The following is a 13,575-nucleotide window of genomic DNA, read 5'->3' as shown; positions in this document are numbered from 1 at the left end:
GGATCGGTTCCAGCTCCACCCCGACCGATCCGACGCGATCCGCAGTCCGGAAACCGCTTCGCCTGCCCGCCTTACGCCGCCCGGACCTCGCCGATGAAGGCCTGGATCCGTTCGCGCAGGCGGTCGGAGTCGTGGGACAGGCTGTCGGCGGCGCCCAGCACCTCCGAGGCGGCCTGCCCGACCTGCCCGGCCGAGCCGCTGACCGCGGCGATGCTGCCGGTGACCAACTGGGTTCCCTGCGCGGCCTGCTGGATGTTGCGGCCGATCTCCCGGGTGGCGGCGGTCTGCTGTTCCACCGCCGCGGCGATGGCGCTGGCGATGGCGTCGACGTCGTTGATGGTGCGGCCGATGGTCTGGATCGCGGTCACGGTGCCGTCGGTCACCGTCTGGATTTCGGCGATCTGGTTGCCGATCTCCTCCGTCGCCTGGGCGGTCTGGGTGGCGAGCGCCTTCACCTCCTGCGCGACGACGGCGAAACCCTTGCCGGCTTCACCGGCACGGGCGGCCTCGATGGTGGCGTTCAGGGCCAGGAGATTGGTCTGGCTGGCGATGTTCTGGATCAGGCTGACCACGTCGCCGATCCGCTGGGCCGCCTGCACCAGCCGGGTGACCAGCGCGTTGGTCCGCTCGCCTTCCTGCACCGCGTCGCGGGCGATGGCGGCGGCGGCGTTGACCTGCCGGCCGATCTCGCCGATCGAGCCGCCCAGCTCCTCCGACGCGGCGGCGACGGTGGCGACGTTGGCGGAGGACTGCGCCGTGGTCGCGGCGACGGCCGAGGCCTGTTCCGTCGTGTGCGAGGCGATGGCGGTCATGGTCTCGGCATTGCCGCGGAGATGGCGGGCGGCGGACGCCACGGCCTGCACCACGTCCTGCACGTCGGCGTCGAAGCGGTCGGCCAGCGCCCGCATGGCGGCCTGCCGGTCGCGTTCCGCCTGGAGCTTCTGCGCCTCGCGTTCCTCCTGCAGGCTGCGCATGGCGAGGCCGTTGCTCTTGAAGACCTGCAGCGCGCGGGCGAGCAGGCCGACCTCGTCCTTGCGCGCGGCGCCCTGGACCTCCACCGCGAGGTCGCCGCCGGCGATGGCGGTCATGTCGGCGACCAGCCGGTGCAGCGGCCGGACGACGAAGGCCAGGATGATGGAGCCGAACAGGCCGAAGGCGACCAGCAGCCCGGCGCCGGTCACCGCATAGAGGCGGGTCATCACGCTGGACGACAGCGCCAGCGCCCGGTCCTCGGCTCGCTTGGTTTCCTCCAGGCTGTGTTCCACCCGCTCCGACAGCGCCATGGTCAGCTTCTGGCGGACCGGGCGGCCGACGTCGATCGACACGCGGATCGCGCTGTCGGTGTCGTAGCCCCGCGCCAGTTCCACCGCCTTCTGCGACACCCGCTCGTACTCGCCGACGATGGACTTGATCCCGGTGATCGCCTCGCGGTCGGCCGGGGCGTCATAGGCCGCGGCCAGCCGGTCGATGGCGGTCAGCGCCTTGCCGATGTTGTCCTTGTAGGTCCCGAAGGCGGCGTCGATGCGGTCGCGCGTTCCGGCGACCAGCGCGTTGGACTCCGCGTCCATCGCGTCGCTCATGGCGGATTGGATCGCCAGCGCCGCCGACAGCCGTCCGGCCACCACGTCGGTCACCCGGCTGGTGGAGGCGGTCAGTTCGACCAGGGCCGACTGGGCGGTCCAGACCACGCTCCCCATGACGGCAAGCAGCAGAACCGCGGGGATCAGCAGCTTGTGGATCAGTTTCCGGTCGGAAAACCAGCGGTTCAGGGCCATTGCTTATCTCTTTCTGAAGACATGGAGCGGACCGGAAGGGGGGTGTTCTGCCCAAGGCGATCGATGGCGGGAACGGAATGCCCCGGCCAACATAATCGCTATGCAATTGGTCCAACTGCAATATGATAAACAATAGCTTATGTTCGAACAAATAGTTTTTCCTGCCGGCCGTGTGTTTTGCACCGTGCGCCTTGTACGCAGCCGTACGGTGCCGATGCGTGAACAAGTAGTTCGGCCGTATTTGGCCGCACATTGGACGTTGAAGGTAATTATGTGGGGGGATGTCGCCGTACTGGGCGGTTTCAGCGAAGACTCTATTCAAGGGAATGGCACGACTTGCCGGCCTCCCGATCCTTCCTTAGCGGAAAGATCAAGACATGGTCTCCGAGACTGGATTGCTGAATTTATGTGCGTATGGCCCAGGAAGACGGCCGTCGAACTCGCTCCGTACCGGTTCGGTCCGGCTCGTTCCCCGACCTTTCGAGCCGACCGACGCCCGCCAAAGACGCCGGAGCCGTCGTCGGCCAGAGGCAGGCGAAGCCTCCTTCGACGTTGACGGCTCCGGCGGTGAAGGTCAGCCGATGAAGTCGATGAGGTCGCCGTTCAACCGGTCCGGCGCCGTTGCGAACAGGCCGTGCGGCTCCCCGTCATACTCGATGAGCTTGGCGCCCGGGATTCCCTGCGCCGCCGCGCGCCCGGAGGGGGTGATCGGCACGGTCTTGTCGGAGGTGCCGTGGATGACCAGGGTGGGCACCGTGAAGGAGCGGAGATCCTGGCGGAAATCGGTCTTGCCGAACGCATCGACGCAGTCGATCGTCGCCTTCGGGCCGGCCATCACCGCAAGCACGAAGGTCCAGTCGAGCAGGGCGCTGCTGACCGGGCTGGTGACGAAGCCGACGCCGTAGAACTGCTTGGCGAAGCTTTGCAGGAAAGCGAAGCGGTCCTTGCGGATCTGCGCCTTCATGTCGTCGAAGACGCTCTGGTCGACGCCGTCGGGGTTGTCCTGGTCCTTCAGCAGATAGGGCACGACGGACGCGACCAGCGCGACCTTGGCGATCCGCCCGGCGCCGTGCCGCGTCAGGTAGCGTGCGATCTCGCCGCCGCCCATGGAAAATCCGACGAGCGTGGCGCCCTGCACGTCGAGGTCATCGAGAACGGCAGCCAGATCGTCGGCGAAGGTGTCGTAGTCGTAGCCGGACGCCGGATGGCCCGACTGGCCGAAGCCGCGGCGATCATAGGTGATGACCCGGTACCCCGCCTCGAGCAGGGCGAGGCTTTGATACTCGAACATGTCGCCCGTCAGGGGCCATCCATGGATGAGGACGACGGGACGACCGTGCCCGCTGTCCTTTACATGGAGCTTGGTACCATCTTTCGCTTCGACGAATGCCATCATTGATCTCCGTGGGACTTGCCGGCCATCAACCCGCCGATCAAGCCCAACGTTCCGAAGACCTATGAAGCGGTCGGAGCCCGATCTTACGGGAGGCCGGCCGCCGGCACGGGGGCAAGGCCGAGGGCGGTGCGGGCCAGCGCCAGCGCGCCCTCGCGCGAGCGGGCGGCGGCGATGAAGCGGTTCAGGTGGCAGAACACCGCATCACCCACCCCGGACACGCGGGCGAGGTCGGCGTCGCGCAGGCCCGCCCACGCCGCGGGCAGCGGCAGCTTTTGGGCGAAGCTGCCCGGCTCCGGCGGCATGCAGCCGACCATCCAGGCGTCACCGCCCTTGTCCGGATAGACGGCGAACAGCACCGGCAGGTCGGCGTCATGCGCCGGCCCCTGCCAGGGCATGCCGCGGGCAAGCTCCAGCACCCGCGGGTCGGCCGAGCGGGCGTGCGCTTCAAGGACGGTGTCATAGGCGGCGACGCGGGCACGGATCCGCTCGATGCGGCCGTCCAGGAAGGCGCCTGCGATCTCCGCCGCCCGGGCGAAGCGCTCGTCCTCGGCCCGCGCCCGGTCGGCCGGGGCGGTGTCCCACGGCAGGTTCAGGACTTCGACGAGGGACGGCAGCGCCAAGCCTTCGGCGATCCGCGCCGCCCGGTCGAGCGCCTCGTCGTTGAAATCCGGCACCGGGCGCTGGCCGTTGTCGGCGAGGTCGACGAGGCGGACGACCTGCTCGTCCATCTCCGCCCAGACCCGCTCGACGACGTCCTCGCCGCCGCGCCCGGCCAGGGCGGCGCGCACCGCGTCGCGGCCGAAGGCGGCCCACAGCAGGCCGGCCGAGGAGTAGGGCGACCCGTCCGTGCGCACCGGGGCGCCGCGCTGGTGATGGTCGAAGCGCCGTCGCGCGGCATCGAAGACGCCGCCGACGTCCCAGACGATGTCGGCGGCCTCGATCGCGCCGCGATCGCGGGTGCGCACCAGCGTGGAGGCGGCCAGCGTCCCGGGCGGCAGGGCGCGGCACAGGATGGCGTAGCCGAGCACCTCGTCGCAGTGGAACGAGCCGCCATGGGTGACAAGTCGAAGTCCATCGGTCATGCCGGTCTCCCATCATCCGGGATCCGGCGATCATTCCCGGAAACCCACCCATCTCCCGGCCGATGCGGCCGGGGCCTTCCCAGGTCGCCGAAGGTCGCCACCTTCTCCCCTGCCGAGGATGTCAGGGTCAAGGCTTTCCGTGACCGGCGCGTCCGAAGGATCCGGCTGCAGCGGGCATGCTCCGTCCCGCTATTCGCGGGTGCAGTCCATGCGCTCGCGATATCGGTGCGCCGTCGTTTACGCGATCTTGTGCCGCCTGCGGATGGGAGGTGATCGCCGCCCCCCTTCGCCAGCGGAGCGTAGCGAGGCTCCCCCGTCAGCCTATCGGCCAATTCATGCGGCGTTCCTCTCGGCCACCACGTTTGCCACCAATTCCGGTTCCCGTTCGATCACGAAGAGCAGGGTTTGGGTGGCAATGTCGGGCTGATAACGGCCCTGCTCCCAATCCCGCAGGGTTGCGAGATTGAAACCGAAACGGTCGGCAAATGCGCGTTGGGTAAGATTGAGCTTAGCACGAATGCCGCGAACACTAACGCCACCTGGCGGGTGGATGACGCGTAGCGCGTCGGCCGGGACATCCGACAGGTCGGGAGCGGCATCGGGGTTCTCGGCTATCTGACGAGCAATGTCCTCGTCCGTCATGGCGTCGATGCGCTCCCAATCGACAGCCGCCAGGGCCGCGGTACGTTCGGCATCAGTGAGGGTTGGCTTACCCATAGCGCTTCACCTCTCTCTTATTGGCCTTGCGCAGGCTGATGATGTGGCGCCAGCCGTAGCGCAGTGTGTAGGTGCAGACGAATAGCCGCCCGTTGATCAGGCCAAACGCGTTGATGCGTATCTCGGAAGTGGTGCGGGTGTCTTGAATTTCGGCGACGAGGCCTTCGAAGACCAGGGCAGCGGCGACGAACCCGACACCGTGCTTTTCGATGTTGGTCTCGTTTTTGGCGTCGTCCCAGCAGTACATCGTTGGTTCCGTTCTCGATGCGCCCATGCTGTGGGTTTTCGGTATCTCCGTCAACAGACAGCTACGGGATGCCCGTACTGCGCTCATTCTGATGGTGCACGCATCCGATGGGGCCGAACGGCGGATGGTGGACAAGGCCTGCTGCCGGTCTCCCCCGGCCTGCACATCGACGGGGATATGACGCTTGGAACTCGCCTTGCCACAGCCCGGCGGGGTTGGCCCGATCGCCCCCGTTTGGCCGGAATGCTGGCGCTGTCCTCCGCCGCGTTATCACGGTTCATGGCGTTGGCGTCGCCGATCCGGTCGAGCAACACGAGTTCCAGCTGCTTAGAGATACCGGCTCGGTGCCATTCGTGCAGCCGGTGCCAGCAGAGGTCATGCCCGGACTGCAACAAGAGCAAGATGCCGGCCGGGGCCGTCTCAGCTGCTGCCGCGGCGGGTCAGCGTCAGTTCGACGGCGCGGGTCGGCTCATCCGGCGTCTCGCCGCGCATCCGCTGCAGGATCAGCGATCCGGCCTGGCGGCCGAGGTCGCGGCTGTCGATGCCGATGGTGGTCAGGCCGGGCGGCAGTTCCTCGGCGACGTCGTTGTGGCCGAATCCCAGGATGGCGATGTCGTCGGGCAGCCGCATGCCCAGCCGGCGCGCCTCCAGCAGAGCCCCGGCCGCCAGCAGGTCGTTGGCGCAGAACACCGCCTCGACCGCCGTGTTGCGCGCCAGCAGCTCGCCAAGCGCCCGGCGGCCGTCGAGCATGCTGCCGACCCTGTCGACCGACAGCTCGGCGACGATGTCGAGCCCGGCGGCGCGGGCGCCCTCGCGGAAGCCGGTGAGGCGGAGGGCGCCTCGGCCGCTGCGGCGGCCGATGAAGGCGACGCGGCGATAGCCGCGCCCGGCGAAATGCTCGGCCGCCAGCCGGCCGCCGTCGATGTTCGAGAAGCCGACCAGCATGTCGATGGGATCGCGGGGATAGGCCCAGGTCTCCATGATCGGGATGCCGAGCGCCCGCAATGCCCGCCGGTTCTCCTCGATCTCGATGACGCCGGTGAACATGACCGCCGCCGGGCGCATCTCGCGCAGCGACTGGATCATCGTCGTCTCCTTGGCGTAGGAGTAGGAGGTCTGCCCGATCATCAACTGGTAGCCCTGCGGCTCCAGCACCTCGCCGCAGCCCTGCACGGCAAGGCAGAACTGCTGGCTCTGGAGGTTGGAGACGAAGGCGGCGACGATGTTCGACTGGCCCGACCGCAGCGCGCGGGCATGGGGGTTGGTGGCGTAGCCCGTGCGCTCGACGATCTCCAGGATCTTCCGGCGCTTGGCCTCGGCCACCTTCTCCGGCTGGCGCAGGGCGCGCGACACGGTGATCGGCGACACCCCGGCCAGCCGGGCGATCTCGACGATGCGCGTCGGGGCCGCCCCCCCATCTGCGTCCCCGGCGGCTTCCCCGGCGGCTGCTTCTCCGTCGGCTGGCGGCACCGGTTCCGCCGCCCGGAGTCGGAGGACGTCGTCGATGGTCGGCGGACGCTTCGCCGTGCTGCTCTCACTCATGCCGCCCGCCTTTCCATAGGATGTCCCGCGGGTCAGGCCGCGCGCGCCAGGATGCCCGCCTCCTCCACCGGACGCGCCACCTGGATCAGGCAGTCGCCGGCTTCGCTGTCGCTGTGCAGGCGCCGCGAGATGACGATGCCGGCTTCCTGGAAGCGCAGCTCCTCCTCTTGCTGGTCGAGCCGCGTCAGGTCGTGGAACCAGCCGGCGAGATCACCGGCGGCGACCCGAGCCCCGACATCGACCGCCGGCTCGAACCAGCCGCGCCGCAGCGCGTAGATCGCCTGACGGTGGCTGTCAAGCTGCAGCAGTTGCATCTGGTCCGGAACAGGCGCGGGGTCCGAGAGGACCGGCGCATCGGTCAATCCGACGGTGATCAGCAAATTGTCGATCGCGCGGGCGGTATAGGCCATGGTCTCCGGCGTCACCGTCCCCCCACCACCGAACTCGCCGCTGATGCCGAGGACACCGGCCCGTGCGGCGGCGGCCATCGAGGTCGGCGCCGTGGCGCCGTTCTCCGCCACGAAGCCGTAGGGCATACCCAGCGCCCGCATCAGCTCCAGGGCGCGGCCGAGCCGGTCAGGCGTGCCCTGCCGCTCGATCAGGGCGCAGGGCAGGTGGGCCATCGAGGTGCCGCCGGAATGGATGTCGAACACCACGTCGTGGCGCGGGAACAGCTCGTGCTCCAGGAAATGCGCCAGCCGGAAGGTCGGGCTGCCGGCGGGGTCGCCGGGGAAGGCGCGGTTGAGGTTGCCCTCGTCCAGCGGCGACCGGCGCCGCGCCGCCATCACCGCCGGCGCGTTGACGGCCGGCAGGATCGTCACCTCGCCGCGGATGCGCGCGGGATCGAGGCGGCGGAACAGCCGGCCCAGCAGCAGTTCGCCCTCGTATTCGTCGCCGTGGTTGCCCGCCATCAGCAGCACGCGCGGGCCCGTCCCGTTGCGCACGCGGCAGACCGGGACCTTCACCTGGTAATAGGGGGAGCGGTCCACCGAAAACGGGATGCTGAGGAAATCCAGCGACTTGCCGTCGACGGTGAAATCGAGCGCGTGGTAGAGGCCAGTGTGCATTCCAAAAACCTTCTGGCGGAGGGGCGCCTCGGCAGCATCTGCCGCGGCAGCGGCTGCCCGGCGCCTCCCCCGGTTCGCCTAAGGGGCCCGCTTACAGGGCGGCCAGCGCCGTCATCTCGACGCGCAGGTCCGGGTCGGCCAGCCGCGCCTCGGTGCAGGCGCGGGCCGGCGGGTTGGCCGGATCGATCCAGGCGTCGTAGACCTCGTTCATGGCGTCGAAGTCGGTGATGTGCGGCAGGAAGACGTTGACGGCGACCAGCTTGGACTTGTCGCTGCCTGCTTCCTCCAGCAGGGCGTCGATCTTCGCCAGCACGTCGCGGGTCTGTTCCCGGATGGAACCGGTGCGGTTGTCGGCGACCTGGCCCGCGATGTGGACCATGCCGTGGCAGACGACGGCCTGGCTCATGCGCGGGCCGACCTGGAACCTCGTGATCATCGAAAAAACCTCTCTTGGATGCCGAACGGCGGATTACATCTGCGGAAGCGTCTGCTTTTCCTTGAACCACTTCATCTGAAGGGCGCCCAGCTTGCCGTTCAGGCGGTTGTAGAACAGGAAGGTATTGACCCAGTCGCGCAGGTCCTGCTCGCCGTGGCGGAGGACGACATGGGCCGGCGACTGGCGGATCAGGAACTTCAGCTCGACGTCCTTGCCGGGATTGTCCTCGGCGACCTTCAGCGCGATGGCGCTGTTCTCGGCGAAGGTCTCGACCTGGCCGGCCAGATAGGCGGCGATGGCGCCGGGGGTGTCCTCGAAGCGCACCACCTTGGCGCCGGGGGCGTTGTCGGTCAGCCAGATGTCGAGCGTCGAGCCCTTGGCGACGCCGATGCTGTGGCCCTTCAACTCGGCCGGATCGGTGGATGTCGCCATCGACTTCGGCCCGTAGACGCCGAGATTGACCGCGGCGTAGGGCTGGGTGAAGGTCACCTGCTGGGCACGCTCCGGCGTGGCGCCGGCGGCGGCGATCAGCACGTCCACCTTGTTGGCGAGCAGACTGGGAATGCGGTTGGCGCCGGTCACCTGGACCAGATCCAGCTTCACGCCCATGTCGGCGGCCATCAGCTTGGCCATGTCGATGTCGAGGCCGGCGGCCTCGCCCTTGGCGTCCTTGAAGCCCCAGGGGGCGGCGTCCATCAGCACGCCGACGCGCAGCTTGCCGGCCGACAGCACGTCCTGCAGGGCATCCGCCTTCGCGGTGGCGGGCAGGGCGGCGGAGAGCGCGACGGTGGCGCAGACCGCCACGGCGGCGGCGAAGGTCCGGAAGAGTCTCACGACGTTTCTCCTCTGTTCTGCTCGTTGTCCGGTCCTCGGCAGGGAACCGGTGGTTGGCTCGGCGCGCCTCAGCGCACGGAAGCGATGAAACTCTGCAATTCGGGAGTGCGCGGGTTGGCGAAGAGTTCGGCCGGCGGCCCCTCCTCCCAGACGCGGCCCTGGTGCATGAAGACGATCTTGGAGGCGACGTTGCGGGCGAAGCCCATCTCGTGGGTGACCAGGACCATGGTCATGCCCTGGCGCGCCATGTCCTCCATCACCTTCAGCACCTCACCGACCAGTTCGGGGTCCAGTGCCGAGGTCACCTCGTCGAACAGCATCAGCTGCGGTTTCATGGCGAGGCAGCGGGCGATGGCGACGCGCTGCTGCTGCCCGCCGGAGAGCTGGGCCGGATAGGCGTCGATCTTGTCGGCCAGCCCGACGCGCTCCAGCACCTCCAGCGCCAGCGCCCGGCCTTCCGCCTTGGCGATCCGCTTGTTGAGGACCGGCGCCAGCGTGATGTTGCGCTCCACCGTCATGTGCGGGAACAGGTTGAAGGCCTGGAAGACGATGCCGACGCGCTGGCGGAAATCGCGCAGGTTCGGCATGTCGGTACGCACCGGCCGGCCCTCCACCGTGATCTCGCCGCCGTCGATGCGCTCCAGCGCGTTGATGCAGCGCAGCAGGGTCGATTTGCCGGACCCGGACTTGCCGATGATGGTGACGATCTCGCCTTCGTCGATGTCGAGCGACACCCCCTTGAGCACCTGGGTCGACCCATAGCTCTTGGAAACGTTTCGGATGTCAACGAGCGCCATTGAGACGGACCTCCAGGGAACGGGCCCACAGGGTGAGCGGCAGGCAGGCGGCGAAATAGATCGCCGCGACGATCGAGTAGACCAGCAGGGGCTGGAAGGTGGCGGCGCTGACCAGCTGGCCGGCGCGGGCGAGTTCGACGAAGCCGACGATCGAGGCCAGCGAGGTCCCCTTGATCAACTGGACGAGGAAGCCGACGGTCGGCGGCAGCGCCATGCGGAAGGCCTGCGGCGCGATGACGTAGCGGAACTGGTGCCAGGTCGACAGGCCGAGGCAGGCGGCGGCCTCCCACTGCTCGTGCTTCACCGCCTCGATGCCGCCGCGCCAGATCTCGCCGAGGAAGGAGGCGGTGTAGACGGTCATGGCGATGCCGACGGCGACCAGCGGCGGCATCTCGATGCCGAGGAAGACCGGCATGCCGAAATAGAAGAACATCAGCAGGCCGAGCAGCGGCACGCCCTGGACGAGCTGCAGGAAGGCGGTGGCGGTCCAGCGCAGCGCACGGCTGGCGCTGGTCCGCATCAGGGCGAGCAGCAGCGCCAGCGGCGCGCCGAGGCCGAGCGCGATGAGGACGAGGACGGCGGTCCATTGCAGGGCGCTGAGCAGCGACAGGAAGTCGCCGAGGGAGAAGGAACGCATGGCTGGTGTCTCCGTCAGCGCCGAACCGGCCAGCGGAAGGCGAGATGCCCCACCGCGGCGAACAGCAGTTTGAAGGTCATCACCAGGGCGAAGTAGATGCCGCAGATGACGGCATAGACCTCGAAGCTGCGGTAGGTGCGGGTCTCGATGAAACCGCCGGTGTGGAACAGTTCCTCCGCCGAGATCTGCGAGGCCAGCGAGGTGCCGAGCAGCAGCAGGACGAACTGGCTGGTAAAGGCGGGATAGACGCTGCGCAGGGCGGGCGGCAGCACGATGTGGCGGAAGACCTGCCAGCGGGTGAGCCCCAGGCACTGGCCGGCCTCGACTTGGCTGCCGGGAATGGCGTCGAGCCCGGCGCGGACGATCTCGGTGCAGTAGGCGCCGAAATAGAGGCCGAGCGCGATCGACGCCGCCTCGAAGGCTCCCATCCGCAGGCCGAAGCCCGGCAGCACGAAGAAGACCACGAAGAGCTGGATCAGCGAGGGCGTGTTGCGGATCAGTTCGACATAGCCGCGGATCGCCCAGCGCACCGGGCGCGGCCCGCTGCGCACCGCCGCCGCCGCGGCGACGCCGATGGCGGTGCCGATCGCCGCGGCGACCAGGGTCAGCAGCAGCGTGTGCAGCGTGCCGTCGATCAGCTGGTCCTGGTAGCGCCAGAGCTGCTGGAAATTCAAGGTCTGCATGGATGCCGGGCCGTCTCGGGTCAGCCGAAGAAGGTGCGGTAGGCGCTGCGGACCCGCCCGTCGGCGCCGAGGCCGAACAGCACCCGCCAGCGGTCGATGCAGGTGCAGGGATGGGAGATTCCGAACTCGACGATGTCGCCGACGGCCAGTTCCTGGCCGGCCGGCACGGCGAGGAAGGCGTGCTGGTCGTTCAGCCGGATCACCTGCAGCCCATCCGCGGGCAGCGCCACGCCGTCGCGGTGGATTCGCAGCGGGCGGGGCAGATCCTGGTCGAAGGAGGCGTCGCGCATGCCGAAGCCGCAGATGGCGAGGCCCGGCTCCGGCCGGGTCAGCACCTCCGCCCACAGGCGCAGGGCCGGGCGGAAATCGNGGCCGGGTCAGCACCTCCGCCCACAGGCGCAGGGCCGGGCGGAAATCGGCCGCCGCCGCCCCGCCGCAGGCGAAGCCGCGGCGGGCGTCGAGCGCGCCGAGCGCGCGTTCGTAGACGCCATGGTCGTGGAAGAAGATGGCGCCGCTGCGCAGCACCAGCGTGGCGTTGCCGTCGGTCTCGGCGACCGGCGCCAGGCCGGCGACCACCATGTCGAAGAAGGCGGAGCCGCCGGCGGTGAGCAGCAGCGGCCGCTCCGGCGCCAGCGAACGCACCAGGGCGAAGGCTTCCGCCGTGCGCTGCATCAGGGTGGCGATGTTGGCGGCGGTCTCGGCCGGGTCGGAGGTGGCGACGGCCCCTTCGTAGGTGGCGACCCCGTCGAGGACCAGCAAGCCGGGATGCAGCAGCACCGCGGTGAGGATCGCCTCCACCGCCGCCCGGTCGCGGGCGCCGCCGCGGCCGGCGCCGACCTCGACCAGGACGGCCAGCGGATTTTCGGGGGGCCGGCCGGCGGCACGCGCGGCGGCGGCGAGCGTCTCGACGGCGGCGGGTGAGTCGGCGAAGGCGCGCAGGTCAGCATCGGGATGGGCGGCGAGCAACGCGCCCAGCCGCTTGCCGCTGGCGAGGCCGCCGATCTCGTTGCCGAGGATCAGCCGAGTCACGCCGGCGCGCAGCAGCACGGCGGCCTGCTGCAAATTGGCGACGGTGGCGCCCCAGGCACCGGCCTCCATCAGTCCGGCCGCGATCTGCGGCGCCATCGGCGTCTTGGCATGCGGCGCCAGCGCCACGCCATGGCGGCGGGCATAGGCGAAGATCAGGTCGCGGTTGGCGGCGAAGGCTTCCTCGTCGAGCGTCAGCACCGGCAACGCCATGTCGCCGGCGGCCGGTCGCCAGCCCTGGGCGCCGACGTCGCGCAGCCGCAATGATGCCGTCCCCGGCGGCACCCCGCGGATGCTGTCGTCCAAACTGCTGTCGAGCAGGGCGTCGAGAAACGGGCTCATGAGGGAAATCCTGAACGGCCGAACGGGAAGGGGCGGCGAATGCCTGATGACAACGTTACCATAAAGTGGCAGGCCGTAAATGACAACGTTGTCATTGCGATTTGGTGAAATTTCAAACATTGGTTGCCGTTGCTGATGGTTTCCTCACGCCTCAGTCCCGTTCGGCGCAAGGGACGCCTTGACCTTCCATCCGCCCGCCGGCATTATGATGCATCATGCAGCAAATTACGGATGGCGGCGAAGGGCTGACGATGAGCGGGTTCGACCTCACACTTCTCGAGCACGACAATCTCGGCAGCACGATCTATCAGAAGCTGTGCGAGGCCCTGATGAAGGGGGCGTTCAAGCCGAACGACCGCCTCAAGATCCGCGATCTCGCCGAACGGCTGGGGACCAGCGTCACGCCGGTGCGGGACGCCATCCTGCGTCTGGTGCAGGATCAGGCGCTGGTGCTGCGCTCGCCGCGCGACATCCGCGTTCCGATGCTGACCCGCGCCGCCTATCTGGAAATTCGCGACATCCGCGTCACTCTCGAGGGGCTGGCCGCCGCGCGCGCCGCCGAGAAGGTCACGCCCGCCGAGATCGCGCTGCTGGAAGCGCTGCTGAAGCGCAATGAGGACGCCATGGCCGCCGGCGACACCGCGCGGGCCACCGAACTCAACCAGATCTTCCATTTCAAGCTGTCGGAAATCGCAGACATGCCGGTGCTCGGCGACATCCTGCGCCGCCTGTGGCTCCAGATGGGACCCTTGATCGCCGACGTCTATGGCGGTGCCGGGCGCACGATGATCGACCACCATTATCCCTTGATGGACGCCATCCGCCGCCATGACGGCCCGGCCGCCGCCCGCGCCATCCAGGCCGACATCCTGCTGGCCAGCGGCCCGATCCTGGAACGGGTCGATGCCGAACGTCCCGAGGCGCTGGTCTCCTGATCCCCCTGCCCCCACATCGGTTCCCAAGGCCAAGCCAGCCATGGTGATGATGCATCAAA

General features: G+C 68.7%; 13 protein-coding genes and 1 pseudogene. 1 reads left to right on the top strand and 13 read right to left on the bottom strand.

Annotated elements, in window-relative coordinates; translation table 11 throughout:
- Nucleotides 1-71: 71 nt before the first annotated feature.
- The 13 genes and pseudogenes from JHL17_RS23175 to JHL17_RS23120 form a co-directional block, all read right to left on the bottom strand.
- The gene (locus JHL17_RS23175; protein WP_200196812.1) at nucleotides 72-1,775 is read right to left on the bottom strand and encodes a methyl-accepting chemotaxis protein; all 1,704 of its coding nucleotides are present in this window, start codon (nucleotides 1,773-1,775) and stop codon (nucleotides 72-74) included.
- Between the two features lie 574 nt (nucleotides 1,776-2,349).
- Nucleotides 2,350-3,168 carry an alpha/beta fold hydrolase gene (locus JHL17_RS23170; RefSeq protein ID WP_200196876.1) on the bottom strand — a complete coding sequence of 273 codons (819 nt, stop codon included), beginning with the start codon at nucleotides 3,166-3,168 and terminating at the stop codon, nucleotides 2,350-2,352.
- Between the two features lie 86 nt (nucleotides 3,169-3,254).
- Complete coding sequence (locus JHL17_RS23165) at nucleotides 3,255-4,253, bottom strand: MYG1 family protein (protein ID WP_200196810.1); 999 nt, start codon at nucleotides 4,251-4,253, stop codon at nucleotides 3,255-3,257.
- A 333-nt stretch (nucleotides 4,254-4,586) separates the two neighbouring features.
- A complete protein-coding gene (locus JHL17_RS23160) occupies nucleotides 4,587-4,970 on the bottom strand; it encodes a helix-turn-helix domain-containing protein (protein ID WP_200196808.1) in 384 nt (127 codons plus the stop codon).
- Entirely contained in the window at nucleotides 4,963-5,217 is a 255-nt protein-coding gene (locus JHL17_RS23155; protein WP_200196806.1) for a BrnT family toxin, read from the bottom strand. Before JHL17_RS23155 ends, JHL17_RS23160 begins: the two co-directional genes overlap by 8 nt.
- 165 nt (nucleotides 5,218-5,382) lie before the next feature.
- Nucleotides 5,383-5,608: pseudogene (locus JHL17_RS37240) on the bottom strand (IS5/IS1182 family transposase); the annotation flags it as partial.
- Between the two features lie 29 nt (nucleotides 5,609-5,637).
- Nucleotides 5,638-6,759, bottom strand: a complete 1,122-nt coding sequence (locus JHL17_RS23150; RefSeq protein ID WP_200196804.1) for a LacI family DNA-binding transcriptional regulator — start codon at nucleotides 6,757-6,759, stop codon at nucleotides 5,638-5,640.
- A gap of 32 nt (nucleotides 6,760-6,791) precedes the next feature.
- Nucleotides 6,792-7,826 carry a M14 family metallopeptidase gene (locus JHL17_RS23145; RefSeq protein ID WP_200196803.1) on the bottom strand — a complete coding sequence of 345 codons (1,035 nt, stop codon included), beginning with the start codon at nucleotides 7,824-7,826 and terminating at the stop codon, nucleotides 6,792-6,794.
- 91 nt (nucleotides 7,827-7,917) lie between these two features.
- Nucleotides 7,918-8,262, bottom strand: coding sequence for a RidA family protein (locus JHL17_RS23140; protein ID WP_200196801.1), 345 nt, complete (start codon nucleotides 8,260-8,262; stop codon nucleotides 7,918-7,920).
- Between the two features lie 33 nt (nucleotides 8,263-8,295).
- Nucleotides 8,296-9,096, bottom strand: a complete 801-nt coding sequence (locus tag JHL17_RS23135) for a transporter substrate-binding domain-containing protein (RefSeq protein WP_200196800.1) — start codon at nucleotides 9,094-9,096, stop codon at nucleotides 8,296-8,298.
- Nucleotides 9,097-9,164: 68 nt separating this feature from the next.
- Entirely contained in the window at nucleotides 9,165-9,893 is a 729-nt protein-coding gene (locus tag JHL17_RS23130; protein WP_200196798.1) for an amino acid ABC transporter ATP-binding protein, read from the bottom strand.
- Nucleotides 9,880-10,530, bottom strand: a complete 651-nt coding sequence (locus tag JHL17_RS23125; protein WP_200196796.1) for an amino acid ABC transporter permease — start codon at nucleotides 10,528-10,530, stop codon at nucleotides 9,880-9,882. Before JHL17_RS23125 ends, JHL17_RS23130 begins: the two co-directional genes overlap by 14 nt.
- A 14-nt stretch (nucleotides 10,531-10,544) precedes the next feature.
- The gene (locus JHL17_RS23120; RefSeq protein ID WP_425599645.1) at nucleotides 10,545-12,452 is read right to left on the bottom strand and encodes an ABC transporter permease subunit; all 1,908 of its coding nucleotides are present in this window, start codon (nucleotides 12,450-12,452) and stop codon (nucleotides 10,545-10,547) included.
- Nucleotides 12,453-12,796: 344 nt separating this feature from the next.
- On the opposite strand from JHL17_RS23120, the gene JHL17_RS23115 reads away from it, so the two are divergent.
- Nucleotides 12,797-13,516, top strand: a complete 720-nt coding sequence (locus JHL17_RS23115) for a GntR family transcriptional regulator (protein ID WP_247893759.1) — start codon at nucleotides 12,797-12,799, stop codon at nucleotides 13,514-13,516.
- Nucleotides 13,517-13,575: the final 59 nt, after the last annotated feature.

The sequence above is a fragment of the Azospirillum endophyticum genome (assembly GCF_016595245.1).
Taxonomy (GTDB): domain Bacteria; phylum Pseudomonadota; class Alphaproteobacteria; order Azospirillales; family Azospirillaceae; genus Azospirillum; species Azospirillum endophyticum.
The sequence above is the reverse complement of the archived record's forward strand: the minus strand, read 5'-3'. Positions and strand labels throughout refer to the sequence as shown.